This is a genomic window from Mycobacterium sp. MFM001 (genome assembly GCF_003402475.1).
In the GTDB taxonomy this organism is placed as follows: Bacteria; Actinomycetota; Actinomycetes; order Mycobacteriales; family Mycobacteriaceae; genus Mycobacterium.
Genome location: NZ_BFAB01000001.1, coordinates 122125 through 148696, shown reverse-complemented (window position 1 = coordinate 148696; position 26572 = coordinate 122125). Strand labels below are relative to the sequence as shown.

At 66.5% G+C, this 26572-nt stretch carries 21 protein-coding genes and 1 pseudogene; 11 read left to right on the top strand and 11 right to left on the bottom strand.

Annotated features, from left to right (window positions below; all coding sequences use genetic code 11):
• Nucleotides 1–78: 78 nt before the first annotated feature.
• From MFM001_RS00695 to MFM001_RS00685, 3 genes are read right to left on the bottom strand one after another with little or no spacing between them, the layout of a single operon-like run.
• A complete protein-coding gene (locus tag MFM001_RS00695) occupies nt 79–1452 on the bottom strand; it encodes an NADP-dependent succinic semialdehyde dehydrogenase (protein ID WP_116373514.1) in 1374 nt (457 codons plus the stop codon).
• Nucleotides 1453–1497: 45 nt separating this feature from the next.
• Nucleotides 1498–1887 carry a type II toxin-antitoxin system VapC family toxin gene (locus MFM001_RS00690; RefSeq protein WP_116372569.1) on the bottom strand — a complete coding sequence of 130 codons (390 nt, stop codon included), beginning with the start codon at nt 1885–1887 and terminating at the stop codon, nt 1498–1500.
• Nucleotides 1884–2138 (bottom strand): hypothetical protein, encoded by a 255-nt coding sequence (locus MFM001_RS00685; protein ID WP_116372567.1) that lies wholly within the window; start codon nt 2136–2138, stop codon nt 1884–1886. The genes MFM001_RS00690 and MFM001_RS00685 overlap by 4 nt, the downstream gene beginning before the upstream one ends.
• A gap of 41 nt (nt 2139–2179) precedes the next feature.
• On the opposite strand from MFM001_RS00685, the gene MFM001_RS00680 reads away from it, so the two are divergent.
• On the top strand, nt 2180–3850 hold the full coding sequence (locus tag MFM001_RS00680) for an acetolactate synthase large subunit (protein WP_255421923.1): 1671 nt from the start codon (nt 2180–2182) through the stop codon (nt 3848–3850).
• 561 nt (nt 3851–4411) lie between these two features.
• On the opposite strand, the gene MFM001_RS00670 is transcribed toward MFM001_RS00680, so the two are convergent.
• Nucleotides 4412–5683: a CdaR family transcriptional regulator gene (locus MFM001_RS00670; protein ID WP_116372565.1), complete on the bottom strand. Its 1272-nt coding sequence runs from the start codon at nt 5681–5683 to the stop codon at nt 4412–4414.
• A 411-nt stretch (nt 5684–6094) separates the two neighbouring features.
• On the opposite strand from MFM001_RS00670, the gene MFM001_RS00665 reads away from it, so the two are divergent.
• The 5 genes from MFM001_RS00665 (at nt 6095) to fdhD (ending at nt 12459) form a co-directional block, all read left to right on the top strand.
• Nucleotides 6095–6283 (top strand): hypothetical protein, encoded by a 189-nt coding sequence (locus MFM001_RS00665; protein WP_142760655.1) that lies wholly within the window; start codon nt 6095–6097, stop codon nt 6281–6283.
• 345 nt (nt 6284–6628) lie between these two features.
• A complete protein-coding gene (locus MFM001_RS00660) occupies nt 6629–8077 on the top strand; it encodes a cytochrome ubiquinol oxidase subunit I (protein WP_116372561.1) in 1449 nt (482 codons plus the stop codon).
• A 5-nt stretch (nt 8078–8082) separates the two neighbouring features.
• On the top strand, nt 8083–9192 hold the full coding sequence (gene cydB, locus MFM001_RS00655) for a cytochrome d ubiquinol oxidase subunit II (RefSeq protein WP_116373510.1): 1110 nt from the start codon (nt 8083–8085) through the stop codon (nt 9190–9192).
• 13 nt (nt 9193–9205) lie between these two features.
• Nucleotides 9206–11578: an FdhF/YdeP family oxidoreductase gene (locus MFM001_RS00650; RefSeq protein WP_116372559.1), complete on the top strand. Its 2373-nt coding sequence runs from the start codon at nt 9206–9208 to the stop codon at nt 11576–11578.
• Between the two features lie 2 nt (nt 11579–11580).
• The gene (gene fdhD, locus MFM001_RS00645) at nt 11581–12459 is read left to right on the top strand and encodes a formate dehydrogenase accessory sulfurtransferase FdhD (protein ID WP_116372557.1); all 879 of its coding nucleotides are present in this window, start codon (nt 11581–11583) and stop codon (nt 12457–12459) included.
• Here fdhD and MFM001_RS00640 read toward each other — a convergent pair.
• Together MFM001_RS00640 and MFM001_RS00635 are read right to left on the bottom strand one after the other, a co-directional pair.
• Complete coding sequence (locus MFM001_RS00640; protein ID WP_238158822.1) at nt 12449–12622, bottom strand: hypothetical protein; 174 nt, start codon at nt 12620–12622, stop codon at nt 12449–12451. The genes fdhD and MFM001_RS00640 overlap by 11 nt on opposite strands.
• Before the next feature lie 6 nt (nt 12623–12628).
• The gene (locus MFM001_RS00635; RefSeq protein ID WP_116372555.1) at nt 12629–13558 is read right to left on the bottom strand and encodes a LysR family transcriptional regulator; all 930 of its coding nucleotides are present in this window, start codon (nt 13556–13558) and stop codon (nt 12629–12631) included.
• A gap of 47 nt (nt 13559–13605) precedes the next feature.
• On the opposite strand from MFM001_RS00635, the pseudogene MFM001_RS00630 reads away from it, so the two are divergent.
• Nucleotides 13606–13894 (top strand): annotated as a pseudogene (locus MFM001_RS00630) (catalase-related domain-containing protein); the annotation flags it as partial.
• Here MFM001_RS00630 and MFM001_RS00625 read toward each other — a convergent pair.
• The 3 genes from MFM001_RS00625 to MFM001_RS00615 are packed head-to-tail and all read right to left on the bottom strand — an operon-like array spanning nt 13895 to nt 19724.
• A complete protein-coding gene (locus tag MFM001_RS00625) occupies nt 13895–15340 on the bottom strand; it encodes a lipase maturation factor family protein (RefSeq protein ID WP_116372553.1) in 1446 nt (481 codons plus the stop codon).
• A gap of 39 nt (nt 15341–15379) precedes the next feature.
• The gene (locus MFM001_RS00620; protein ID WP_116373508.1) at nt 15380–19534 is read right to left on the bottom strand and encodes an alpha-(1->3)-arabinofuranosyltransferase family protein; all 4155 of its coding nucleotides are present in this window, start codon (nt 19532–19534) and stop codon (nt 15380–15382) included.
• Nucleotides 19535–19550: 16 nt separating this feature from the next.
• On the bottom strand, nt 19551–19724 hold the full coding sequence (locus tag MFM001_RS00615) for a DUF2613 domain-containing protein (protein ID WP_065013670.1): 174 nt from the start codon (nt 19722–19724) through the stop codon (nt 19551–19553).
• A 112-nt stretch (nt 19725–19836) separates the two neighbouring features.
• Between MFM001_RS00615 and MFM001_RS00610 the strand changes: the two genes are divergently transcribed.
• Nucleotides 19837–20970 (top strand): glycoside hydrolase family 3 N-terminal domain-containing protein, encoded by a 1134-nt coding sequence (locus MFM001_RS00610; protein WP_116372551.1) that lies wholly within the window; start codon nt 19837–19839, stop codon nt 20968–20970.
• A 59-nt stretch (nt 20971–21029) separates the two neighbouring features.
• A complete protein-coding gene (locus tag MFM001_RS00605; RefSeq protein ID WP_116372549.1) occupies nt 21030–21641 on the top strand; it encodes a TetR/AcrR family transcriptional regulator in 612 nt (203 codons plus the stop codon).
• Nucleotides 21642–21724: 83 nt separating this feature from the next.
• Here MFM001_RS00605 and MFM001_RS00600 read toward each other — a convergent pair whose 3' ends face one another.
• Entirely contained in the window at nt 21725–22573 is an 849-nt protein-coding gene (locus MFM001_RS00600) for a MaoC/PaaZ C-terminal domain-containing protein (RefSeq protein WP_116372547.1), read from the bottom strand.
• A 46-nt stretch (nt 22574–22619) separates the two neighbouring features.
• Nucleotides 22620–23984: a 3-oxoacyl-ACP reductase gene (locus MFM001_RS00595; protein WP_116372545.1), complete on the bottom strand. Its 1365-nt coding sequence runs from the start codon at nt 23982–23984 to the stop codon at nt 22620–22622.
• A gap of 123 nt (nt 23985–24107) precedes the next feature.
• On the opposite strand from MFM001_RS00595, the gene MFM001_RS00590 reads away from it, so the two are divergent.
• Together MFM001_RS00590 and MFM001_RS00585 are read left to right on the top strand one after the other, a co-directional pair.
• On the top strand, nt 24108–25439 hold the full coding sequence (locus MFM001_RS00590) for an acetyl-CoA C-acetyltransferase (RefSeq protein ID WP_116372543.1): 1332 nt from the start codon (nt 24108–24110) through the stop codon (nt 25437–25439).
• Nucleotides 25440–25653: 214 nt separating this feature from the next.
• On the top strand, nt 25654–26568 hold the full coding sequence (locus tag MFM001_RS00585) for a TIGR03564 family F420-dependent LLM class oxidoreductase (RefSeq protein WP_116372541.1): 915 nt from the start codon (nt 25654–25656) through the stop codon (nt 26566–26568).
• The last annotated feature ends 4 nt before the right edge of the window (nt 26569–26572 follow it).

Below are 26572 nucleotides of genomic sequence, written 5' to 3'. Positions count from 1 at the left end.
CGAGACATACACCTGTCAGCGATGTCCCGACACAGGACACGTCGCTGAGCGACGATTATCGCGCCGAAATCCTGTCGGCTACCCGACCCAGACGGTCTTGGCGTTGCAGAATTCCCGGATCCCGTGACCCGACAGCTCGCGGCCATAGCCGGAGCGCTTGATGCCGCCGAACGGCAGCTCGGGATAGGACACCGTCATCCCGTTGATGAAGACCTGCCCGGCCTCGATGTCGTCGACAAAACGGCTGATCTCCGACTCGTCGCGGGACCACGCGTTGGAGCCCAGTCCGAAGGTGGTGGCGTTGGCGATCTCGATCGCCTCGTCGATGTCGGCCGCGCGGTACACCGAGGCGACCGGCCCGAACACCTCCTCGTAGAAGAGCGGCATATCGCGGGTGATATCGGTGATCACCGTCGGCGGGTAGAACCAGCCAGGCCCGTCGACACGCTTTCCGCCGCAACGGATTACCGCGCCCGCCGCCGCGGCCTCGTCGACCAGCTTCTCGACGTCGGCGCGGCCGGACTCGGTGGCCAGCGGGCCGACGTCGGTGTCCGGGTCGGTCGGGTCACCCACCCGTAGAGCGGCCATCTTCTCGACGAACTTGTCCACGAACTCGTCGTAGACGTCGGTGTGGACGATGAAGCGTTTGGCCGCAATGCACGACTGGCCGTTGTTCTGCACCCGCGCGGTGACCGCGGTCGACACCGCCGCGTCCAGATCCGCCGACGGCATCACGATGAACGGGTCGCTGCCGCCAAGCTCCAGCACGGTCGGCTTGATCTCGTCGCCCGCGATGGCTCCGACTGATTGGCCCGCCGGCTCGCTGCCCGTCAGCGTCGCCGCCGCCACCCGCGGATCGCGCAGGATGTCCTCGACCGCGCTCGACGGCACCAGCAGCGTCTGGAAACAACCCTCAGGGAAGCCGCCGCGACGGATGACGTCGGACAGATACAACGCGGTCTGCGGCACGTTCGATGCGTGCTTGAGGATCCCGACGTTGCCGGCCATCAGCGCCGGCGCCGCGAACCGGACCGCCTGCCACAGCGGGAAGTTCCACGGCATGACGGCCAGCACGACGCCCAGCGGCTGGTAGCGGGTGTATGCCTTGGTTGCGCCCACCGCTTTACTGTCCGCCGGCTCGTCGGCCAGCAGCTGCTCTGCGTGTTCGGCGTAGTACCGAAAACCCTTGGCGCACTTCAGGACTTCTGCCTTCGCCGACGCCAGCGTCTTGCCCATCTCCAAGGTCATCATCGCAGCGACCTGGTCGGCTTCAGCCTCCAGCAGGTCCGCCGTCGCGTTGGTCCACTCGGCACGCTGCGCGTAGCTGGTGCGACGGTAATCGGCGAACCGGTCATGCGCGCGGGCGATCGCGGCGTCGATTTCCTCGGCCGTCGCCGGGGTGAAGGTCTTGACCGTCTCTCCGGTGGCGGGGTTGATCGTGGCGATGGACACGGTGAGCTCCTTGAATGGGCGGCACGTTCTCTTCCAGCCTGCCACTCAACGGACACGAATCTCCACATCGTGGCCGCTGGAGCGCGACAGTCGTGTGTCCCGAGTCAGGATTGGACATTCCAGCGCTTCGGCGAGCACTACGTATGCGGCGTCGTCCGCAGTGAGGTTGTCGCGGAGGCCGAAGGCCCGTAACCGAAAGGCTGCGCTGCTCGGCCACCGCCAAATAGCTAGGGCATCGAAGTCGGTCAAGGCATCGCGTGCTCGAGCCGGGCTGATGTGCCCGGACAGCGTTAGCCCGCGCAGCGCCGAGACCACCTCGAAGTCCAGCAACGTAGGAGCATGTAGTTCCTCGGCGGCGAGGTCGTCGCGCAGCTCGTCGGTGCCCTCGACGACAGTGAGTGCGTCGACGAGCGCCGCGCTATCGATGACGATCACGCGCGACGGCGAGTCAACTGCTCGTCTCGCTCGGCTCGAGCGACGTCGACGACCTCGACTGCAGACCCGGTAGAACGCTCGGCGCGTTGCGCGGCACGCTCAAGGACTTCGGCGACCGAGGGCCGGCCGACCTCCCGGTTGATCATGTCAAGCAGGTAAGCATTCAGCGACTGACCGCGCGCGGCAGCGCGTGCTTTGAGTTCCCGACGGGCCGCCTCGGGGACGTTGCGGATCTGCACCAACGAACTCATGTATGCATGATAGCTCTATATACATACAAAATACATACATGATGGCGCCCACTATCGTGGCGGCTGTGAGTACTGCCGCCCAGCTGATGGTGAAGTGCCTGGAAAACGAGGGTGTGTCGGTGGTCTTCGGCATACCGGGTGAGGAGAACATCCGCTTTGTGCAGGCGCTGGCCGACTCCGACATCCGCTACGTGCTGACCCGCCACGAGCAGGCGGCGGCGTTCATGGCCGAGATGTACGGCCGGGTCACCGGCCGCGCGGCGGTGGTGTCCACCACGCTCGGCCCGGGTGCCATCAACATGCAGCTCGGGGTCGCCGACGCCACCACCAACAGCACGCCGATGGTCGCGATCTCCGCCCAGGTCGGCCACGACCGGGAGTACAAGGAGTCGCACCAGTACGTCGACCTGGTGTCGATGTTCGCGCCCATCACCCGCTGGGCCGACGGTGTGCCGACCGCGCGGGCGATCCCGGAGATGTTCCGCAAGGCGTTCAAGCTGGCCGAGGCCGAACGTCCGGCGGCGGTGTATCTCGCGGTGCCCGAAGACATAGACACAGATGACACCGATTACGACTTGAAGCCGTTGCCGCGCAACGTCCCCCGCGCTGAGGCGCCGGCCGAAGGTCAGGTGCAGCGTGCGGCCGACATCCTTCGCGCCGCGAAACGTCCCGTGGTGCTGGCCGGCCACGGCGCGGCCCGCAACGACGCCACCGCGGCCCTTGTCCGGTTCTCCGAGGAGCTCTCGATCCCGGTCGCCAATACCTTCCACGGCAAGGGCGTGATGCCCGACGACCATCCGAACAGCATCGGGACGATGGGGTTCATGCGCCACGACTACGTCAACTTCGGGTTCGACAACGCCGACGTCGTGGTCGCTGTCGGCTACGAGCTGCAGGAGTTCGACCCGGTCCAGATCAACCCGAACGGTGACAAACAGATCATCCACATTCACCGGTTCCCCGCCGAGGTCGACGTTCACTACCCGGTTGCCGTCGGCATCATCGGTGACATCAGCGCCTCTCTCGATGCGCTCACCGACGCGCTTGCGGGGCACCGCTTCAGCACCGACGCCGCGGCTCCCGGCTGTGATCTGCTCACCGAGGAATTCGAACGAGGGCAACAGGATTCGCGGTTTCCTCTCGCGCCGCAGCGGGTGGTCGCAGATACTCGTGCCGCACTGGGCCGCGACGACGTGGTCCTGGTGGACACCGGCGCCACCAAGATGTGGATGGCGCGGCTGTATCCGACGTATGAGCGCAACACCTGTCTGATCTCGAATGGCTTGTCCACCATGGCCTTTGCGTTGCCCGGGGCGCTGGGCGTCAAGCTGGCGCGTCCCGATGCCAAGGTGTTGGCGGTCGTGGGTGACGGCGCGTTCCTGATGAACTCGCAGGAGATCGAGACCGCCGTTCGGGAAAAGATCCCGCTGGTGGTGCTGATCTGGGACGACGGCGGATACGGGCTCATCGAGTGGAAGATGGACCTCGAACTCGGCGACCACTACTACGTCAAGTTCGGCAACCCCGACGTGGTGAGCTACGCGGAAAGCTTCGGCGCCAAGGGATATCGCATCACAAGCGCCGACGATCTGCTGCCGACACTGAAAGCCGCGCTCGACGACGACGGTGTCTCGCTGATCTCCTGCCCGGTGGACTACTCGGAGAACCTGCGGTTGACCGAGCGCCTCGGCCAACTCGACAGCACGCTCTAATCGCCCGCGTCGTTTGTAACGGCCACCAAGGACGCGGTGCGCATCTTGGCAACGGTTCCATAGCAGTCTCCTGTGCCCCGCCAAATACTTGACCCATACCGGTTACCCCCAGGGAGGAGTTGGGGACAATGTTCTTCAAGAATGCAGACGAGGTTGACGAATACATCTGCGGAATGTTTCGCGACGCGGGCAATCATCCCGAGGTCGGCCCCAAGGTTCGGGCGGAAAACCTCGTCTTGCGGGTCGTCCTCACCGACCTCGACTGCGAGCTGACCGTCGCGTTCCGCGAGGACTACCAAGTCGTCTTCGGCCCCAGCGACCTGCAGCCTGACGTCACTTTGCTGATGCCCGGTGACATCGCCGACAAATTCTGGCGCGGCGAGTACAACCTGGCTCGCGGGATCATCAACAGCGAGGTCTACGCCAAGATCACGCGGTCAGGGCCGGTGAAAACGCTCATCAACAAGCTGGTCCCATTGGGCGAGCCGCTGTTCCCCGATATACCGGGAGAAGGTCGCCACGAAGGACGCCGCAGTTGCCGGAGGATGACGGCCCACGCAATCAGTCCTCGCGCAGCACCGCCGAGCCGAACCATTGGCACAGCAACAAGGCGACCTCGACGTCCAGGCGGTCGTCGGCGATTGGCTTGCCCCGACGTTCGACCGCCCGCTGCACCCGGTATTTCACCGAGTTGACGTGTAGGTGCAGCTCCTCGGAGGCGGCTTTGTAGCTGGAACCCGTCCGCAAAAACACCCGCAGCGTTTCCCGGAGCCGTTCGTCGCCTTCGGTGGTGGATGAGAGCGGACCGAGTACCTCCCCGACCCAGGCAGCCGCCGCTCCAGCGTTGTCGGCGACCAGTCCCGCCACCGCAAGCCCGGGATCACTGGCCGTGATCACCGCCGGCACTTCCGTTTCCGACGCGGTTACGACGGTGCGAGCATCCAGCGCCTGCTGATGCGAGCGGCGGAAGCCCTCGATCCCCGGCAACGGATTGCCGGTGGCGATGAAAGGCGCGTCCGCCGTCGTGCTCGCGAATTCGCGGATCCGCGACGGCGTGTCCGATGCCGCCTTGCCCAACAGCGGAATCCATGCCCAGGCCGTCACATGGTCGATCGAGACGAACAACGGAGCATCGCGGGCGCCAATCGATTCGGCGAGCTTGTGCACGAATCGCTCCATTGACGCCAGTTCGTCGCCACGATCCGACTCGGGGCACCAGACAACCAGCGCCAGGTGGTTCTGCTTGAGCGGGTAGCGGACTGCGGTTGTCATTGCATCGATGTCGACATCCGCGCCAGAAAGCAGCTTGCGAACCATCAACGCGCGCAACGTGTTCCGGCGTTCCAGCCACTGCTCACGCTCGTCCTGGTAGGTCACCACCACCAGCTGCGAGATTCGGTCGATGTACTCGAACGAGACTGTCGCGATGAGCTCGTAGACGTTGAGGCTCAGCTTGGGATCCAGCTCCGATGCACGGATTTCCTCCAGCGCAGTCTTGAGCACCTCTTGATGCCCCAGCCGGTATGCACGCACCAACGCGTTGGCCGACACGTCGCGCTGCGCCAGCCGCCGCGCGTATTCTAGTGCGGCCGCCGGCGGCTCGATGTGCTCGACCGGGATCCGGTTGCGAATGGCGGAGAAGAACGTGTCGATATTGCTGGAGACGGTGTCCCGCAACAGCTGCAGCAACTGCACATCCCCGCGCAGGTCCACGATCTCGCTGACCAGGAACTCCTGGGTCGAACGCGTCAGCTCGGCCAGCCGGTCTTCCAGCCTGCCGATGATCGTGGCCGCGGCCGCGACAACGACCGCGTCGTCGGCGCCGTCGGCCATCACGCCCTGGTGTCAGCAGCGCTGACGCTCGTCAGCGGCCGAGATTCGACCGGCGAATAGGCCTCGTCGTTACCGGCGTCGAAGAACCTGGTGCGGCGCCGGTACTCGATCGTGTAGCCCCCAAGCGACTGTCCGGCATTGATAAACGCTGACGCTATTGTCAATTCGATCATTTCGCCCGGCCCGTCGGGGGTATCTCACCTGGTGGTTGACATCGTAACCCGGTTGACGTGCTTAGTTTTTGGCAATTGCGGATATTCGCGCCGCCTTGTCTTCCGCGGACAAGACGGCGCCGAAACTTGGTCCGCTGACGACATCGCCCGCCACGCCCGGCCTGGGTAATTTTCATTGCAGCGCGACGGCCGAGCGCACGAGATCCCAATTCCATCTTGCGAAGAAAGCGAGTACCTCGTGGCATTTCTACAGCTCACCGTCTTCATGTTCTTCATCATGTTCCCGCTGTGGATCCCGGTGGCCGTCACCGTCGGCCCGAAGGTCATGGCCGGTGTTCGACGGGCCCGCAGCGCAACCGCTAAGAGGCCGCAGTGGCGTGCGGCGACCGTGGCCCAGCAGCGTCCCGCTGTCCGACGCGCGGTGTAACCGTCGCTCACGCAGTGTCGATTGTTCAACGAATGGCAGACGTATTCATTGGAGAGTTCTGCAAGCACACCGAGCTTCCGTTGAGATAGCTGCGATTACGGCTTGCGGGTCGACGCGATGATGCTCTGTTGCGCCGATTACCGAACGAAAAAATTACAGGCCAAAAATGTTAACCGGCAAGGTGCAGGACTAATAAAAAACATCTATTGAATAGTCTGCCGGAACCCTCGCGTGCGGCCGCTGACCCGGCCTATCGTTTGCTCATGAGCGTCTGCTCTCTTGCGGGGACGGTTAGCCGACAGCACCAAGGCCCGGTGGCCCTCGAGACCGGCAGGTGACGCCCTGATGGATGTAGTCGACGTCTCACGATGGCAGTTCGGGATCACGACCGTCTATCACTTCATCATGGTGCCGCTGACGATCGGGCTGGCTCCGCTGATCGCACTGATGCAGACGGCATGGGTGGTCACTGGCAACACCTCGTGGTATCGGCTGGCGAGGTTCTTCGGCAAGCTGTTCTTGATCAACTTCGCGCTCGGCGTCGCAACCGGGATCGTGCAGGAGTTCCAGTTCGGGATGAACTGGAGTGAATACTCGCGGTTCGTCGGGGACATCTTCGGCGCCCCGTTGGCCATGGAGGGCCTCGCCGCGTTCTTCTTCGAGTCGGTGTTCGTCGGGTTGTGGATCTTCGGGTGGAGTCGCCTGCCACGTCTCGTGCACCTGGCCTGCATCTGGGTGGTGGCGATCTCGGTCAACGTGTCGGCGTTCTTCATCATCGCTGCCAACTCTTTTATGCAGCATCCGGTCGGAGCGCACTACAACCCGGAAACCAAACGCGCCGAACTCGACAGCATCGTCGCGCTTTTCACCAATAACACGGCGATAGCGGCGTTCACCCACACGGTCGTAGGCGCCTGGCTGACCGCCGGCGTGTTCGTTGCCGCAGTTTCTGCGTGGCTGATGATGCGCGAACCCACGGCAGACGAAGCACGCACGATGTACCGCCCGGCAACCATCCTGGGGTGTCTGGTTGTGCTGGTCGCCTCCGTGGGCTTGTTCTTCACCGGTGATATCCAGGGCAAGCTGATGTTCAAGCAGCAGCCGATGAAGATGGCCTCTGCGGAGTCGTTGTGCCACACCGAAACCGACCCCACCTTCTCGATTCTGACGGTGGGCACCCACAACAACTGCGACAGCGTGGCGCGCGTTCTCGAGGCGCGATACGCGCTGCCGTTCCTGGCTGAGGGCAAGTTCAGCGGCGTCACACTCGAAGGCGTCAAGGACATCCAGCTGCGGTACGAAGAGCAATTCGGTCCGGGCAACTACCAGCCCAACCTGTTCGTGACGTATTGGTCGTTCCGCGCGATGGTCGGCCTCTTGGCCGTGCCGGTGTTGTTTTCCCTTGTCGCCCTCTGGCTGACGCGACGTGGCCGGATTCCCAAGTGGCGCTGGCTGTCCTGGTTTGCGCTGCTGACCATCCCAACCCCGTTTTTGGCTAACAGTGCGGGCTGGATCTTCACCGAGATGGGCCGCCAGCCGTGGATCGTGGTGCCCAACCCGACCGGCGACCAGATGATCCACATCACCGTGCAGCAGGGGGTGTCCGACCACGTCGCCGGAATGGTGCTGTTCTCGGTGATCACCCTCACGCTGGTTTATGCGGTGCTCGCGGTGATCTGGTTCGGGTTGTTGCGCCGCTACGTCGTTGCCGGTCCCCAAGAACACGATGTCGAACCAGCGCCGCCGGCCGTACCGAGCCCGGACGAGGTCGCGCCGCTGTCGTTCGCGTATTGAAAGGGATTCACTTGCAAGAGCTGTGGTTCTTCATCCTCGCCGCGCTGTTTGTCGGCTTCTTCATTCTGGAAGGCTTCGACTTCGGCGTCGGGATGCTGATGGCGCCGCTGGGCCGCGTCGCCAAGGGCGACCCCGAGATGCACCGGCGGGCGGTTCTCAACACGATCGGTCCGGTGTGGGACGGCAACGAAGTATGGCTGATCGTCGCCGGCGGATCGATGTTCGCCGCGTTTCCCAACTGGTACGCAACGGTTTTCTCTGCGCTCTATCTGCCGTTGTTGGCAATCCTTTTCGGCATGATCCTTCGCGTCGTGGCCATCGAATGGCGCGGCAAGGTCGACGACACGGGGTGGCGCAAGTGGGCCGACGTCGGCATCGCGGCCGGATCCTGGCTGCCCGCCGTGCTGTGGGGCGTCGCGTTCGCCATCCTGGTTCGCGGGCTGCCGGTGGATGCGAACCATCGTGTGCATCTGTCGTTCGGCGACATCATCAACCCCTACACGGTGTTGGGCGGCGTGACGACCGCCGCGCTGTTCTTGTTCCATGGCGCCGTCTTTCTGGTCCTCAAGACCGCCCAGGGAGTTCGCGAGGATGCGTTGCGGTTCGCGACCGTCTTGTCGCTGCCGGTGACGGCCGTCGTTGCGGCGTTCGGTCTGTGGACCCAGTTGGCCCACGGAAAGGACTGGACCTGGTATGTGCTGGCCGCTGCCGTGGTCGCTCAGCTTGTCGCGGTCGTGCTGGTGTGGCGTCAGTGGATCGGTCTGAAGGTCATGACCGGAAACCCCAGGGAAGGCTGGACTTTCGTGTGCACGACGCTCGTTGTCGCTGCGGTCGTCGTGCTGCTGTTCGGCGCGTTGTACCCAAACCTGGTGCCGTCGACTCTGAACCCGCAGTGGAGCGTCACCATCTACAACGGGTCGTCGACCCCCTACACGCTGAAGATCATGACGTGGGCCGCGCTGATCACCGCTCCGGCGGTGCTGATCGCCCAGGCGTGGACGTACTGGGTGTTCCGCCGCCGGATTTCGGCCGACGCTATCCCGCCGTCGATCGGACTGCGCAGGGACGCCGCGGGGCCGCGCGTCACTGTTGACCGCAAAGCCCCTGCGGCATAAGGAGAGTACGACGATGACCACAACAACGCCCGACGAGTCGGCATCCCGGCTGCCCGGCGAGGGTGCAGAGGTTCTGCTAGGCCAGGGCACGCCCGATTCGGCGGCGCCCGGATGCGGGCCGGGGGAGGGCCGTCCGAAGAAACGCGACTATCACCATCCCGCGGCGGGATGGGGCGCAGCGATGAGCGTCAGTAAGGTACTGCTGCAACGTCGGGAGTTGCTGGAAGGTCCGCAGGTGATCGTGCGGATGAACCACGAGAACGGCGGGTTCGACTGCCCGGGCTGCGCCTGGCCGGACAACCGCAAGGGCCTGCGCCTGGACATCTGCGAGAACGGCATCAAGCACTCGACCTGGGAAATGGACCCCAAGCGCGTCGGCGCTGATTTCTTTGCCGTCCATAGCGTTACCGAGTTGCTGACATGGAGCGATTTCGCGCTGGAGGACGCCGGCCGGCTCACCCAACCCATGGTGTACGACCCGCAATCCGATCACTACGTGCCCATCGAGTGGGAGCGGGCGTTCGCCCTGATCGGAGAGACGCTGCGCGGGCTGGACTCGCCCAACCAGGCCTCCTTCTACACGTCGGGCCGACTGGGCAACGAGGCAACGTTCCTCTACCAGTGGTTCGTTCGCGAGTTCGGCACCAACAATTTCCCGGACTGCTCGAACATGTGTCAGGAGGCCAGCGGTGTCGCGTTGTTGTCGACGCTGGGCACCGGCAAGGGCACCGTCGACCTGGTCGACTGGGAGGAGGCCGACGCGCTGATCATCATGGGCGTCAACGCCGCCACCAACGCGCCGCGGATGCTGACGGCATTGGTGGAAGCGCACCGCCGCGGGGCGGCCATCGTGCATATCAACCCGCTGATCGAGGCGGCAGCGACCCGCACGATCGTGCCGCACGAGATGCTCGACATGGCACTCTTCCGCGCCACCGACATCAGCACGATGAACATCCAGCCTCGCACCGGAGGGGATTTCGCGTTGATCCGGGGCGTCGCAAAGGCATTGCTGGAAACAGCCAACGACGACCCCGGGGCTATCGACGAGTTGTTCATCGAGCGCTACACCCGAGGTTTCGGCGAGTACAAAGCGGCATGCGAGGCGGTGAGCTGGCCGGAGATCGAACACCAGTCGGGCGTGCTGGTCGACCAAATCCGTGCCCTGGCCGATGTTTATCGGAAGGCCCGGGCCACCATCATCGCCTGGTGCCTGGGTGTGAGCCAGCACGCCCACGGCCCCGACGCGGTGCGCGAGATCGTCAACCTGTTGCTGCTGCGCGGTAACATCGGCCGGGAAGGCGCGGGGCCCTGTCCGATTCGCGGCCACAGCAACGTGCAGGGCAACCGGACCTGCGGCGTCGACCACCATCCGTCCAAGGAGTTCCTGGACCGCATCGCGGCCGCCTGCGAGATCGACGTGCCCCGTGAGCACGGGCTCGATGTGGTCGCCACCCTCAATGCGATGCACCGCGGCGACGTCAAGGTGTTCTTCGGGATGGGCGGCAACTTCGCGCTGGCCGCGCCCGACACCGCCTACACCTTCGAAGCGTTGCGCCAGTGCGACCTGACCGTGCACGTCTCCACCAAACTGAACCGCAGCCATTTGGTCCACGGCCGACGGGCATTGATCTTGCCCTGCGTGGCCCGCACCGAAATCGACCGGCAGGCCAGCGGAATTCAGTCGATCACGGTAGAGGACTCGATGAGTATGGTGCACCTGTCGGTGGGCATGAAGGAACCGGCGTCACCGCACCTGCTGTCGGAGCCGGCCATCGTAGCCGGCATGGCCGAAGCTACGCTGCCGAACTCCAAGACCCCGTGGCGCGAACTGGTCGCTGACTACGACCTGATCCGCGACCGGATGGCCAAGGGACTCTACGGCTTTGAGGACTTCAACCGGCGGGTGCGCCAACCGCTGGGCTTCCGAATCCGCCAGCCCGCACGAGAACTCGTGTTTCTCACCGACTCCGGCAAAGCCGAATTTTCCGCTGCGGAGTTGCCGGATGTGGTTCCCTCCGAGGGGCAACTCATCTTGGGCACGATGCGCTCCCACGACCAGTTCAACACCACCGTCTATTCCGACGACGACCGGTACCGCGGGGTAAAGAACCTGCGCACGCTACTGTTTATGAACACCACCGACATGGCCGAGATGGGTATCTCCGAGTTTGACTACATCGACATCACCAGCATCGCCAAGGACGGCACCCGTCGCAGCGTGTACGGCTATCGCGCGGTCGGCTATAACATTCCCCGCGGCTGCGCGGCGGGATACATGCCCGAGCTCAACGTGCTGTGCCCGATCGGGAACTTCAACGCCGAGAGTGGCCAACCGGTGATGAAGCACGTCCCGATCGAAGTTACCCGATCGGCGGCCCGGTAACCATGGGTCGCGTAACGGCACGGCGGCGCGCCAGTCACCTGGCAGCTGGTCATGCGGCCGAACGGCCCGAGACGCTGGCGGTCGAGGAGCCGTTGGAGATCAGGGTCAACGGCCGCCCATTGACGGTTACGATGCGCACGCCCGGCTCCGATTTCGAGCTGGCCCAAGGGTTTCTGCTTACCGAAGGTGTGATCGCCCGCCGCGACGATGTGCTCACCGTCCGGTATTGCCGTGGCGCCCAATCCGATGGCGGCGACCCGCTGCGCCCGGCTTCGCCGCGCTTGCGATCGCCGCGGGCCGACAACCTCAACACCTACAACGTGCTCGACGTGACCTTGGCGCCCGGTGTACCGATGCCCGAGGTGGACGTCACCCGCAACTTCTACACCACGTCGTCGTGCGGGGTATGCGGCAAGGCTTCCCTGGAAGCGGTGCAGTCGATCAGCCGGTACTGTCCGGGCGACGATCCGGTCACCGTTGACGCGCAAGCGATTACCGCTATGCCGGACCGGCTCCGGGACGCGCAGAACGTGTTCGCCAGCACCGGCGGCCTTCATGGTGCGGCACTGTTCGACGCCGACGCCCGGATGCTGGTGGTACGCGAGGACATCGGCCGCCACAACGCGGTCGACAAGGTGATCGGCTGGGCCGTCGAGCAGAGTCGAATTCCGTTGTCCGGCACGGTGCTACTCGTCAGTGGCCGCGCGTCGTTCGAGTTGACCCAGAAGGCCGTGATGGCCGGAATCCCGGTACTGGCAGCCGTTTCCGCGCCGTCGTCACTGGCGGTGGACTTGGCCACGCAGTCTGGCTTGACGCTGGTCGCCTTCCTGCGCGGCGACTCCATGAACGTCTACAGTCGGCCGGACCGCATCACCCGCTGAGGTCGGCCACCCGCTGCAGTTCGTCGGCGCAACACACCGCAGCGGCGATGGGCGCGAAAAACGGGTTGTGATGGCCGAGTACGTCGCGAGCGAGGTACCACGCGAGGCTGGCGGCGATCGCGGTCTGCGCGATGGGCCACAAGGCACTGCTAAGGCGTTTCACGACGGGTCAATGGCGGTAGATGCTGCCGAGCCGCTTGGCGAAGAACTCGTCGAGCTCCAGCTTCTGGGCGCTCTCCACGAACGCCCGGGCCACCGGCGAACCGGGTCCCGTCGAGTTGGCGGCGACGGCGATCTGTGTCTTGAGCACCGGGTCGACGAGTTCGACTGCCCGCAAATCGGCAGCCATCAGGTTGGCCCAGAGCCAGGTTTGCGGAACGATGCACGCCCTGTCGCCGGTGGTGGCCTGGGCGAGCAACGTACTGACCGAGTCGGTCTCGACATGCGGGCTCACCGTGATGCCGTGGCCGGCGAAGGTCGCGTCGATGATCTGGCGGACCCGCATGTCCGGCGTGAGTAAGGCCAGCGGCAGCAGGGCTGCTTCCGGCCACCGCATTGTCGTGGTACCTGCGGGCAGCATGTCGGCCGGCGCGATGAGGACGTAGCGATCCTCATACAGCGGCAACACATCCAAGCCCTTGGTGTCTTCCGGTCCGACGGGGACAATGGCGGCGTCGAGCTCAAACCCGCGCAGCCGCCGGTACAAATCGGAGGTGGCCAGCTGCGATCGGATTTGCACTTTGGCCAGCGGATGAGCCGAACAGAATGCCGAGAGGACCAGAGATGAGGTGGTCGAGGCAGTCGGTATGGTGCCGAGCCGCAGTGTGCCGACGACCCCGGACCGCATCGCCCGCACCTCGTCGCGGAAAGCGTCGTGCTCGGCGATTATTCGCTTGGCCCACACCAGTAACCGGTCTCCCTCCGGAGTGAGGCCTTCGAAGCTGCGTCCGCGTTTGATCAGCGTGACGTCCAGTTCGCGTTCGAGCTTGGCGATCGCGGCGGAAAGCGCGGGCTGCGACACATAGCACTTCTCCGCCGCGCGAGCGAAGTGGCGCTCCTCGGCGACCGCGACGAAATATTCCAGCTGCCGGAAGAGCACGAGATCTCCTTCGCGCGTGCTAGTGCTGCGGACAAGTCTCGCACGTCGGTGGGCCTAAAGCCGATCCCGATCGGGCCTCCGAGGTGCGACGGGCCGCCGACGGAGATGGTGCGCGCCGCATACACGCTGCGGTCCGATGACGACGACTGGAGCCAGGCCGGCGCTCTGGTTCGCGAGGTGATGGACGACGCGGCCCGTGAGCGGTTGGTGCACAACATCGTTCACCACGTCACCGACGGTGTCAAAGAACCCGTGCTGTCCCGAGTCGTCGAATACTGGTACAACATCGACCGCGACATCGGCAAGAGAGTCGAAGACGGCATCCGTGCTAGATAGCTACGCGCTAGCCCGATGAACCTTCTCCAACGCCACCGGCGGAACGTACAGCCCTTCGAGCGTGCGATGCCACCACGCCCGTTCCCTGACCAGTTCCCTGGGCGTGGTGAACCGATAGCGGTAGAGCTGGGCGCGGACGAACTTCGGCGGCGAATCCGGGAAGGGGTTGTGCCGCAGCAGTCGTAGCGTCGGCTTGTCGTTTTGCAACAGCCGCACCAAGAACCCTCGCAGCCACGGGTACGCGTAGTGCGGAGAGATCGCCGCGAACCACATCAGCCAATCCAGCCGCAGGTGATAGGGCGCCCATTGCGGCGGCAGCCGGCGCACCGAGCCCGGCTTGCCTTTGAATTCGTATTCCTTCCAGACGGTCTGGTCGGTGATCGTCGGCTCGTCGGTCCCCTCAATCACGACCTCTCGGCGGACCCGGCCGATGCTGCCGAACGCGCCGTAGGTGTTGATCAAGTGAAATGGGTTGAACGACATGTTCATCCGCTGTCGCCGCGAAATCATGTTGCGCACCGGCCAATAGCTCAAGAACACCGACACCGCGGCAAACATGATCACAAACACCGCGAACCAGAGCGGCGGCTCGGCCATCGCCGGCTGCGGCGGAATCGGCAGCACCGCCGACGCCGACGACACGTCGATCACGCTGCACCCCAACAGGATCGTCAGCCAGTTGAGCCAGGCGAAATTGCCGGACGCCACCAGCCACAGCTGGGTGATGACAACGATCGCGCCCGCGACGCTCGCCACCGGCTGCGGCGCGAACAACGCGAACGGCACGACGAGCTGCGCGAAATGATTGCCCGCCACCTCGATCCGGTGCAGCGGCTTGGGCAGGTGATGGAAGAACCAGCTCAACGGCCCCGGCATCGGCTGGGTCTCGTGGTGGTAGTACAGGCAGGTCAGGTCGCGCCAGCACCGGTCACCGCGCAGCTTGATCAGCCCCGCACCGAACTCGAGCCGGAACAGCAGTAGGCGGGCCAGCCAGATCGTCAGCACGGGCGGAGCCACCTGGTCGTTGCCGAGGAAGATCGCCAGGAAGCCGGTCTCGCACAGCAGCGACTCCCAGCCGAACGAATACCAGGTCTGCCCGACGTTGACGATCGACAAATAGAGCAGCCACAGCACCAGCCACATCAGCATTGCGGCCCAGAGCGGCACCAAGCCGGCCACACCGGCGACGATCGCCGCGGACAGTGCCGCACCGAACCAAGCGACGGCGGCGAAAAGCCGATCGGAGTAGCGGAAATGGAAGATGCTCGGCAGTTCCCGGAAACTCACTCGAGCCACGAACTGCGGCACCGGCAGCATTCCGTGCTCGCCGATCAACGCGCGAAATTGTCGGGCCGCCGCGACGAACGCAATCAGGTAGACGGCTGCGATACCGCGCTCAAGTACCAGCCTGCCCAGCCAATATTCGGGTGCGCCGAACCATTCCATGCCCGCGGCTCCTGCGACGGTGGACGTCTATTGTCTCGCTTACCCCGGTTCGCGTGGTCGCAATACCACCACCGAGCCGACCAAAGCGCCCATGGAAATCAGCGCCAGCAGTTGCACCCACGGCGAATGGCCGGCATAGCCGTCCACCGAGCGCCACGGATGCCGCGACAACACGGCGCCGGCCAAGATCAGTCCCGCCGCAGAAAACCCGACCGTCATTCGGTGTTGCGGCCGCAGCCACTGCAGCCCGAGGAAGGCCGCGAATACCAGGACACCGGCCGCACCCGCGATCACTGCGCCGGCCGCCAGCACCGCAACGGCCGCCCACCGGCCGGGCGCCCACGGCTGCGCGGGTGGGTCGTCTGGCGGTCGCCGGCGCCCACGCCATAACGCCATCAGCATCAGCAGCGGTAGCAGCGCAAGGCCGCCGGCCAGTCCGACTCGGTAGGCCGAGTTGGGCGCAAAGGTCAACGTGATGGTGCCGGAGGTTCCGGCGGGCACCACCCAGCCTTGCTGCCAGCCGTTGACACCGACGGGCTCCAGCCGGGCGCCGGTGTCGGTACGCGCCACCCAGCCGCGATTGATGCTTTCCGGCACCACCAGCACCCGCGCGGTCGGCGCCGCACCTACCCGAACCTCCCGACGGGCCGGGCCCCATGACGCGATCTCGACGGGACTCGTTGGGGCACTCGCTAATTCGGGTCCGCTGGTCAACTGGGCGCCGTCGACGACGAACTGCTCGCCGGGGCTGATCAACAGCTCCTGCTGACCGGCCGGCAACGAGATCGGTTCATGCTCACACGGTTGGCTGGCCACCGGCTCGCCGTCCAGCAGCGCACCCACCGTGGTCTTGATCGCCGTGTGCACGAAACGTCCCGCGATCGCGACGACCGGCCCACTGCTGCAGTCGACGGTCACCTCACGGGAACGGTTGCGGGCGGGATCGGCGGCCGCGACCGGTTCGCCGTCGCCGCCCAGCACTGTGAGCTCGGCCAGCCCCGGCGGTTTGAGCTGGTCGAAGCCCAGCGCGGTGCGGTCGATCACGTCGTCCCAGTCGAGCAGGCTCACCCTGACGGTGTCGGTGACTCGCGGTTTCAGCGGCACGGTCTGGGCGCCGCCGTCACCCGATTTCAGTTCGCGAGTCTGCGGGCCGTCGCCCAAGTCGACAGCGACAAGCCTCGGATGCGTGGGCACTGCCGAAGCGCTGGGGGTGAGCCGCAATCCGGTCACCTCGGCCGGCCGGGGCAGGGTCACGGTCAGCGTCGGCGGAGTCTTGTGCTGCACCACCCGCTGTGGTGCCGTCCAGGCTGTGGCCGGATCGCCGTCGGTGGCCGCATACGCCGAGCCCAGGACGTCGACCAGATCGGAGTCGCCGCGCGCGCGGGTGCTGTCCGGCGCGGCGACCAGGTCGGCCAACTTCGGGCCCTGCCGGGCTCGCACCCACACCGTCGGCGTCACCGACACCGGGCCCGGGACGCTCAGGGTGCGGCTGAAGGTGGCCGGCGTTTCCGGGGTGAGCGCCATCGATGCCGCGCAGCGCACGTCGTCGGGACCGCGCGCGCAGCCCGGCCGGCCCAGCATCTCCGAACCCAGGTCCCATCCCGCCACCGCGGCGCCGGCGGGCGGCGGCGGAACTCGCACGGTGTGCCGCAAGTCGATCGGGTGAGCGAAGCCCGACGCGTCGTACTGAGTGATCGACAGGTCGGTGATGCCGAACTGCACACCGGCGGACCCGTCGTCGGTGCCGATCGCGGTGATCCGCACCCATGGTGTTTCGCCGTAGGGCAGCGCCGCGCTCAGTGGCTTGCCGGCCTCGTCGAACCGCAGCGTGGTGGTGCCGTTGAGGGTTTCGATCTGGATGCGGCGGATCTGGGCGCCGACGGCGGTTGCGCTCGGCGTGAGGGTGATGACGCCGTTGGTCACTGGGTGGTCGAAGTCCACCTGCAGCCATTGCCCGACGGCCGACTGCAGCCCGTTGGAGACCCACGCGGTCGCCGGGTCACTGTCGATCGCGGCGGCGGGTGACGCGGCCGGTGCGACGTCGGGCAGCGCAGTGGCATCCGACGACGAGCTCGATACGGTCAGCCGCCCGCCGGTCCAGCCGCCGTAGACGGGTTCCGCGCCCGGGCTGGGGTAGTCGGGCACTCGGTTGAACGTGTGGCGGGCATCGCCCGCGGCGCGAATCGCCGACGAGTGGTGATCGACCCGGCCATAGTCGGTCTCCCGCGCGACGGGTGTGTCGCTGACGGTCACGACGGGTACCGGCAGGCCGGCGTGCTGCGCGTCGGCGGTCAGCAGCACCGGTCCCAGCGCCGGCTTACCGAGTAGCCGTCGCCGTTCGTCGAGGCGCAACAGCACCTCGGGTCCGCCGTCGACGCGGGGCATTTGGTCGAGGTTGGCGAGGTAGGGCGCGCCAGGGTTGCCCGCAGCGGCGCCGACCCGGTAGATCTCCACGGCGGGATACCGCGGCCGCAGTTCGCTGTCGCTGACAAACCCCTGCACGGGGCCGGGCCCCACCGGCGCGCCGAACTGCGCCACCTTCTTTAGCCGCGCCGACCCGACGATGGCGCGGTGCACCAGGATCGGGCGGGCCGAGCGCGACGTGTCCGGATCGAGATCGTTGCGCAGCACGACGTACGAAATGCCTTGCCGGGCAAGGGTATCCGCCAAACCGGCAGACGGCCTACCGGCGGCGAGCAGCCGCTGCACCGAGTCCAGCGCGCGGATAGTCTGCGGCGGGGTCAGCGGAATCGAATCGCGCACCCCCCACGAGCTGTCGCCCAGCACCTGCAGGGGCTCGTCGTGGCTGGTGCCCCACACCTGAGTGGCGAACGGCGCGCCGGGCACCACCAGCACCCGCCCGCCGGTGTTGTGCTCGTCGAGCCAGCCGGCGGCGTCGTGCCAATACTGCGGTATCGCGCGGAACGCGCCGGGTGGGGTGAGCCGACCGGTCCAGGCCAGCGACGTGCTGACCAGTAATGCGATCAGCACGACGATCCCGGCCGCGACGCGCCGGTCGCGTTCCGGATGGTCGAAGGCGCGGAGCCACACCGGCGTCGGCGCGCTTCCCGGTAGCGGCACGCGGCTCAGCAGCTGCGCCAAACCCAGCACCAGCGGGATCCGGATCAGCGACTCCAGCTTGTGCACGTTGCGCAGCGGCGCGCCGCCGGCATCCAGAAATGCCTGCACGTGGTGGGCCAGCGGCGACCCCAGCCCGCCGGAGTAGCCGGCGGCGATCAGCACCACCCCGACCAGCAGCATCGTGACCAGCCGACCTCGGGCGGGCATGCCGGACATCGCGAGGCCGGCCAAACCCGCCGCAGCCACCAGGCAGGTGGCCAGGATGGCCACCGTGCCGGTGACCAGCGGCGCGCCCGCAGTGGCGTTGGGCGCCACGAACGGCGTCCAGCTCTCGGTGCCGCGCAGCACTTCCACCAGTGACGACCATTGCGTGGTCACGCCGGAGGACTCGATGAAGTCCAGAAACGGCGGGCTGATCCGGGCCATCAGGACCAGCGCCACCAGCCACCACGTCATCGCGAGTGTCAGCGCCAGCAGCCACCAGGCGGTGTAGCGCCACCACAACCGGTTCGGCCGGTGACAGGCCCACCAGATCACCGCGGGCAGGCAGCCCGCCAACGTCGCGATCGCGTTGACTGCGCCCATCAGCGCCACCGCCAGCCCGGCCTGCCCGGCCAGCCGTCGCACCGACCTCTCGCCGCGTAACGCCAGGATCGTGGGCAGCAACACCCACGGCGCCAGCATGATCGGCAAGGTTTCCGACGAGATCGACCCCAGAGTGGTCAGCACCCGCGGGGACAGCGCGAACGCCGTCGCGGCAACCACTCGAGACGTCGGGCTTCCGATACCGAGCGCCTCGGCGACCCGCAGCAGGCCCCAAAAGCCCACGGTGAGCAGCAATGCCCACCACAGCCGCTGCGTCACCCAGCCGGGCACACCCAGCAGGTGGCCGGCCAGAAAGAAGGTGCCGTGCGGGAACAGGTAGCCGTAGGCCTGGTTTTGCGCCTGGCCAAACGGCAGCTCGCTATTCCACAGGTTGGTGGCGCGGGCCAAAAAGCGCAGCGGGTTGGCGGTGAGATCCAGTTTGGTGTCGGGGGAGATCTGCCCGGGCGACTGGGCGAAGCTCAAGGCCAGAGCCGCCGCCCCGACCAACCACAACCAGCGCCGCGGCAGCGACTCCGCGCTCAGGTTAGGTGCGGTTGCCGTACTCAACCCGGTTGAGCACAGACGACTGCGGGTCGCCGCCGGGCAGTGGCGGCTTGGTGTCTTGCTGCACCATCAGGGTGATCCCGAAGATCGCGGCCGCGCCCAGCAGCAGACCGACGACGATGCTTGCTGCGGCGGGCGCAACGAACCGGTTCATCGGGAGCTCCTCAACGTGCGGGACTTAGTCGCCAAACCTAGCAGAGCCTTCGCGCGTGGCTGAGGCGTCGGCGCGCGGTCGTCGGGATGTGTGCCCATGACAACATGGGCCGATGGCCTTCTCACGCGTCCTGGCGGTGCTTGCCGTGGTGTCGGCGATGGTTGCCGCATGCGGCCACCACACCAAACCATCCGCGGCGCCGTCGACCCCGGCCGCCGGTCACCCGCCTGCGTGTGGGGACCCGACGGCTGGCCTGTCCGCCCGCGACAAGCTGGCCCAGCTGCTGATGGTGGGCGTGCGCAACGCCGCCGACGCCAAGGCCGTGGTCACCGACCACCATGTCGGCGGCATCTTTATCGGCAGCTGGACCGACCTGTCGATGCTGACCGACGGCTCGCTGCACGGCATCACCGGCGCCGCGGGCTCCCTGCCGCTGGCAGTCAGCGTCGACGAGGAGGGCGGCCGGGTGTCCCGGCTCTCGTCGCTGATCGGCACGGCGCCCTCGGCGAAGGTGCTCGCGCAGACGCATACCCCTGACGAGGTCTACGCGATCGCGCTGGAGCGCGGCCACAAGATGCGCGGCCTGGGCGTCACCATCGACTTCGCACCGGTCGTCGACGTCACCGACACCGCGGACGACACCGTGATCGGTGACCGGTCGTTCGGCTCGGATCCCGCGGTGGTCACCGACTACGCCGGCGCGTATGCCCGCGGCCTGCGCGACGCCGGACTGCTGCCGGTGCTCAAGCATTTTCCCGGCCACGGGCACGGCTCGGGCGACTCGCACACCGGCGGGGTGACCACACCGCCGTTGGACCAGCTGCAAGGCGACGACCTGGTGCCCTATCGGACGCTGGTCAGCGCATCCCCGGTCGGGGTGATGATCGGTCACCTGCAGGTTCCCGGTCTGACCGGCGACCAGCCGGCCAGCTTGAGCCCGGCCGCCGTGCAGCTGCTGCGCACCGGAACCGGCTACGGCGGACCGCCCTTCGACGGTCCGGTGTTCAGCGACGACCTGTCCAGCATGGCCGCGATCAACGAACGCTACGGCGTGCCCGACGCGGCCCTGCGCGCCCTGCAGGCCGGCAGTGACGTCGCGCTATGGGTCACCACCGACGAAGTGCCCGCCGTGCTGGACCGACTGGAGAAGGCGTTGGCCGCGGGCGAGTTGGCCCAGCCGGCCGTCGACGCCTCGCTGCATCGGATCGCGACGATGAAGAAGTCGTCGCCCGGATGTGGCAGGTAGAGCGCACGCATTGCTTACTCTGGGGTCAGATAACTCCGGTTGCAGGTGAAGGACGGCTCATGGCAGGTGGTACCAAGCGGTTACCGCGTGCAGTCCGCGAGCAGCAGATGCTCGACGCCGCCGTGCAGATGTTCTCGGTCAACGGCTACCACGAGACCTCGATGGACGCCATCGCCGCCAAGGCCGAGATCTCCAAACCGATGCTGTACCTGTACTACGGCTCCAAGGAAGAACTGTTCGGCGCCTGCCTGAACCGCGAGCTGTCTCGGTTCATCGACGGCGTACGCGAAGACATCGACCTCGAGCAAAGCCCAAAGGATTTGCTGCGCAACACCATTGTGTCGTTTTTGCGCTATATCGACGCCAACCGGGCGTCGTGGATAGTGATGTACACCCAGGCCACCAGCTCGCAGGCGTTTGCGCACACCGTGCGCGAGGGCCGCGAGCGGATCATCGCGCTGGTGGGCCGCCTTCTGCAGGCGGGGACCCGAAACCCCGAGCCGGGCACCGACTTCGAGATGATGGCGGTGGCGCTGGTGGGGGCCGGCGAGGCGGTCGCCACCCGACTGAGCACGGGCGACACCGACGTCGACGAGGCGGCCGAGCTGATGATCAACCTGTTCTGGCGCGGTCTCAAGGGCACGCCCACCGAAATCACGACCAGCACCTAGTCTCGGCATTACCGCGACACTTAAATCTTTGCGATGACACGCCGCGAGGAATCGCAGACATTTAAGTCTCGCGAATTGCCTTTCTACAGCTCGCGAAGTGTGCCGGTCAGGTACGGGTAGCCCTTGGCGATGTTGCGCAGGTTGAGGTCCCAGCCGTTGTCCACCTGGTCGACGTAGAGCCCCGCGGTGCCGGGCAGCACCAACGGCTTGCCGAACCGCACCGAATAGCTCACCTGGTCGGGCAGCTTGCCCTCGAGGTTCACCAATACCGCTGCAGCACTGAACATTCCGTGTGCAATGACGGTCGGAAACCCGAACAGCTTGGCGCCGATCGGATTGGTGTGGATCGGGTTGTGGTCACCGCCCACCGAGGCATACTTGCGGATCTGTCCCGCGCTGACGCGCAGGATCGCGGTGGGCGGAGGTAATTTCGGCTGCTTCTGCGGCGGTGGCTTGGGCTCGTCGGACAAGCTGGTGCGCTGCTGGTGCAGGAAGGTCGTCACCTGGTGCCACGCCGTGTCGTTGCCGACGCTGACGTCGGTCACCAGGTCGACGAGCAGTCCCTTGCGATGCTCGCGAAGGTTTTCCGCGTGCACCGAGATGTTGACGGTGTCGGTCACCGCGATCGGCCGATACTGCGTGATGTGGTTTTCGATGTGAACGGAACCCATTGCGGCGAACGGGAAGTCGAATCCGGTCACCAACGACATCATCGTCGGGAAGGTCAGCGCGAACGGATAGGTCAGTGGGACGTTGTCGCCGTAGCGCAGCCCGGTGACCGCCGCATAGGCGGCGACGTTCGCGCGGTCGATGGGCACGTCCTTCACGGTCAGCGTGCGGCTGGGCAGCTGGTCGCCGCGAGGTACCAACGGCACTGCCCCCGCCGCCGCGCGCACCAGGTTCTTCAGACCACTCGGCTGGGTCGTGTTCATTGCGCCGCTCCTCCTCATCGCTTCGCTCTGCATCGTCGCCGGCGCGTCATGCCCCCATCATGGCCTGGCCGCACACCCGAATCACGTTGCCGGTCACGGCGTTTGACGCGGGGCTGGCGAAGTAAGCGATTGTCTCGGCCACGTCGACGGGCTGGCCACCCTGGAACAGCGAGTTCAGCCGGCGGCCCACCTCGCGGGTGGCAAGCGGGATCGCGGCGGTCATCTGCGTTTCGATGAATCCCGGTGCGACGGCGTTGATCGTGATGCCCTTGCCCGCCAGCTCCGGCGCCAACGCCTGGGTAATCCCGATCATGCCGGCCTTGGTGGTGGCGTAGTTGGTCTGCCCGCGGTTGCCGGCGATGCCGGCCATCGACGACAGCCCGACCACCCGGCCGCCCTCGCCGATGCTGCCGTTGCCGACCAATCCCTCGGTAAGACGAAGTGGGGCAAGCAAATTGACGGCCAGCACCGCGTCCCAGCGGCCCTCGTCCATGTTGACCAGCAACTTGTCGCGGGTGATGCCCGCGTTGTTGACCAGAACGTCGGCCCGGCCGTTGTGGTGGTCGCGCAGGTGCTCGGTGATCTTGTCGACGGCGTCGGCGGCGGTGACGTCGAGCGTCAGCGCCGTGCCGCCGACCTTGCTGGCGGTCTTCTCCAGCGCCTCGGCGGCGGCATCGACGTCGATCGCCACCACCCGGGCGCCATCCCGGGCGAACACCTCGGCGATCGTCGCGCCGATCCCCCGGGCGGCGCCGGTCACGATCGCGATCTTGCCGTCCAGCGGCCGGTCCCAGTCAGCCGGCGGCGTCGCGTCCTCGGCGCCGACGTAGAACACCTGACCGTCCACATAGGCCGACTTGCCCGACAGGATGAACCGCATCGTCGACTCCAGGCCGGTGGCGGCCGGTTTGGCGTCCGGCGCCAGGTAGACCAGCTGAGCGGTGGCGCCCCGCCGCAGCTCCTTGGCCAGCGAGCGGGTGAAGCCCTCCAGCGCCCGCTGCGCGATCCGCTCGTCGCTACTGCCCGCCGCCTCAGGGGTGGTGCCCACCACGACCACGCGTCCGGAGGGCGCGACGTTGCGCAGCAGCGGGGGAAAGAACTCGTGCAGTGCCTTCAGCCCGGCCGGCGCGGTGATCCCGGTGGCATCGAAAACCAGCCCGCCGAACGAGTCGGCCCAGCGGCCGCCGAGGTTGGCGCCCACCACGTCGTAGTCGCGCTCCAACGCGGCGCGCAGCGGTTCGGTGACGCGGCCTTCGCCGCCGATCAGCAGGGAACCGGCCAGCGGCGGTTCACCGACCCGGTAGCGGCGCAGCGGCTCGGGCTGAGGAACGCCGAGCTGCTTGGCCAGAAACGACCCGGGGCCGGAGTTGACGACCTGGGAGAATAAATCCGATGAAAGCTTGGGGGCCACTGATGTTGCCTTCCATGTCGAGCGTGCCGTCTAACCGTATCGAAGACCGAACTTACTCCAGAGTAAGAACAGTGGGTAGTATGGCCCTCAACCGCGAGTAACCCTCAACTGACGGAGATAAGCGTGGCCCCTGAAAATTCTTCTGCAAGTTCCAAGTCCCAGCGACGCGTCGCCGTACTGGGCGGCAACCGCATCCCGTTCGCGCGCTCCGACCGCGCGTACGCAGAGGCGTCCAACCAGGACATGTTCACCGCCGCGTTGGGCGGGCTGGTCGACCGGTTCGGTCTGGCCGGCGAACGGCTGGGCGCGGTGATCGGCGGCGCCGTGCTCAAGCACAGCCGCGACTTCAACCTGATGCGCGAGTGCGTGCTCGGGTCGAAGCTGTCGTCCTACACGCCGGCGTTCGACATCCAGCAGGCCTGCGGGACGGGTCTGCAGGCCGCGATCTGCGCCGCCGACGGGATCGCCGCCGGCCGCTACGAGGCCGCCGCTGCCGGCGGGGTGGACACCACCTCCGACGCGCCGATCGGCTTCGGCGACGACCTTCGCCGCACGCTGCTCGGACTGCGCCGGGCCAAGACCAACGTCCAGCGGCTGAAGCTGGTCGGCAAGCTACCCGCCAGCCTCGGCGTGGAGATCCCGGTGAACAGCGAGCCCCGTACCGGCCTGTCGATGGGCGAGCACCAGGCCATCACCACCAAGCAGCTGGGCATCACCCGGGTCGCCCAGGACGAGCTGGCCGCCGCCAGCCACCAAAACATGGCCGCCGCGTACGACCGCGGTTTCTTCGACGACCTGGTCACGCCGTTCCTCGGGCTCTACCGCGACGACAACCTGCGGCCCGACGCGTCGGTGGAGAAGCTGGCCAAGCTCAAGCCGGTCTTCGGGGTCAAAGCCGGCGACGCCACGATGACGGCCGGCAACTCCACGCCGTTGACCGACGGCGCTTCGGTGGCGTTGCTGGCCAGCGAAGAGTGGGCGGCCGAGCACTCGCTGACCCCGCTGGCTTACTTTGTCGACGCCGAGACCGCGGCAGTGGACTATGTCAGCGGCGCCGACGGTCTGCTGATGGCGCCGACGTATGCGGTGCCGCGGCTGCTGGCCCGAAATGGGTTGAGCCTGCAAGACTTTGACTTCTACGAGATCCACGAGGCGTTCGCCTCGGTGGTGCTGGCGCACCTGCAGTCCTGGGAGTCCGAGGAGTACTGCAAGGAACGGCTGGGCCTGGATGCCGCGCTGGGGCCGATCGACCGGTCCAAGCTCAACGTCAACGGCTCGTCACTGGCCGCCGGCCACCCGTTCGCCGCCACCGGCGGACGGATCCTGGCACAGACCGCCAAGCAGCTGGCCGAGAAGAAGGCCGAGCAGAAGGGGTCCGGCGGAAAGCCGCTGCGCGCGCTGATTTCGATCTGCGCGGCGGGCGGCCAAGGCGTGGCCGCCATCCTCGAAGCCTGAGCCGCTACCAGCGGAAACGGCGGAAAAATTTCCGCCGGAAAAGTTTAGTAACGCGACGTCACGGCTATCCGATAGACCGGATAGCTCCGTGTTGTCGTCCGACCCCCCGACCCGATGGCAGCGCGGGGCATCCCTGGATTTAGGGGCCGCCGCTGAAAAGAGGGGATCCAGCGGCGGCCCCTTTTTTCGACCGTCGACGCCGTTACGATGAGTCGTGCAGATCAGCATCCTCGGCTCGTTGAGCGATACCCAGGGCCGCTCGCCCGTCGACGCCACCGTGGAGAACCTGGCCAGCTTGCGCGACGAGGGCTTCCGCCGGGTCTGGATGACGCAGATGCCCTATGAACCGGATCTGCTCACCGTGCTCGCCGTTGCGCTGCGCGAAGTCGACCGCATCGAGGTCGGCACCGGCGTCATACCGATCCAGAACCAGCACCCGATGCTGTTGGCGCAGCGCGCGTTGACGCTCAGCCTGATCAGCGGCGGCCGCTTCATCCTCGGGCTGGGTATGACGCATCAGGCGGTCACCGAAGGCATGTGGGGGATCCCCTGGGACAAACCCGTTCGGCGGTTGCGTGAGTACCTCGACGGCCTGCAGCCGTTGCTGGCGGGGAACAAGGCCGACGCGGTCGGCGAGACCGTCACCACCCGCGGCGCGCTGCAGATCCCGGGCGCTGCGGCGCCGGACGTGTACATCGCGGCATTGGGCCCGCAACTGTTGCGGCTGGCGGGCCGGCGCACGGCAGGCACGGTGACCTGGATGACCGGCCCCACGACCCTGGCCGAGCACATCGGGCCGACGCTGCGGCAGGCCGCCGCCGAAGCCGGGCGTTCGGCGCGAGTCGTGGCCGCGCTTCCGGTGAGCGTCACCGATGACGTCGCCGCCGCACGGGCGCAGGCCGCCGAACAGTTCGCGATGTACGGCCAGCTGCCGTCGTACCGCGCCATGCTCGACCGGGAGGGTTACGCCGGACCGGAAGACGCCGTGATCATCGGTGACGAGGCCTCGGTCGGCGAGCGGCTGGACGGCTTGCGCGCCGCCGGAGTCGACGAGTTCGTCGGCGTCGTGTTCGACCGCTCCCCCGAGGTTCGGGCCCGCACCCGCGCCCTGTTGCGCGACCAGACGTAAAAGG

Excerpts from the sequence above, each read along its gene's own strand:
- fdhD (WP_116372557.1), top strand. The coding sequence starts at position 11,581 with ATGGGTCGCGTAACGGCACGGCGGCGCGCCAGTCACCTGGCAGCTGGT.
- MFM001_RS00605 (WP_116372549.1), top strand. The coding sequence starts at position 21,030 with ATGGCAGGTGGTACCAAGCGGTTACCGCGTGCAGTCCGCGAGCAGCAG.
- MFM001_RS00610 (WP_116372551.1), top strand. The coding sequence starts at position 19,837 with ATGGCCTTCTCACGCGTCCTGGCGGTGCTTGCCGTGGTGTCGGCGATG.
- MFM001_RS00660 (WP_116372561.1), top strand. The coding sequence starts at position 6,629 with ATGGATGTAGTCGACGTCTCACGATGGCAGTTCGGGATCACGACCGTC.
- MFM001_RS00670 (WP_116372565.1), bottom strand. The coding sequence starts at position 5,683 with ATGGCCGACGGCGCCGACGACGCGGTCGTTGTCGCGGCCGCGGCCACG.
- MFM001_RS00685 (WP_116372567.1), bottom strand. The coding sequence starts at position 2,138 with ATGAGTTCGTTGGTGCAGATCCGCAACGTCCCCGAGGCGGCCCGTCGG.
- MFM001_RS00650 (WP_116372559.1), top strand. The coding sequence starts at position 9,206 with ATGACCACAACAACGCCCGACGAGTCGGCATCCCGGCTGCCCGGCGAG.
- MFM001_RS00600 (WP_116372547.1), bottom strand. The coding sequence starts at position 22,573 with ATGAACACGACCCAGCCGAGTGGTCTGAAGAACCTGGTGCGCGCGGCG.
- MFM001_RS00625 (WP_116372553.1), bottom strand. The coding sequence starts at position 15,340 with ATGGAATGGTTCGGCGCACCCGAATATTGGCTGGGCAGGCTGGTACTT.
- MFM001_RS00615 (WP_065013670.1), bottom strand. The coding sequence starts at position 19,724 with ATGAACCGGTTCGTTGCGCCCGCCGCAGCAAGCATCGTCGTCGGTCTG.
- MFM001_RS00680 (WP_255421923.1), top strand. The coding sequence starts at position 2,180 with ATGGCGCCCACTATCGTGGCGGCTGTGAGTACTGCCGCCCAGCTGATG.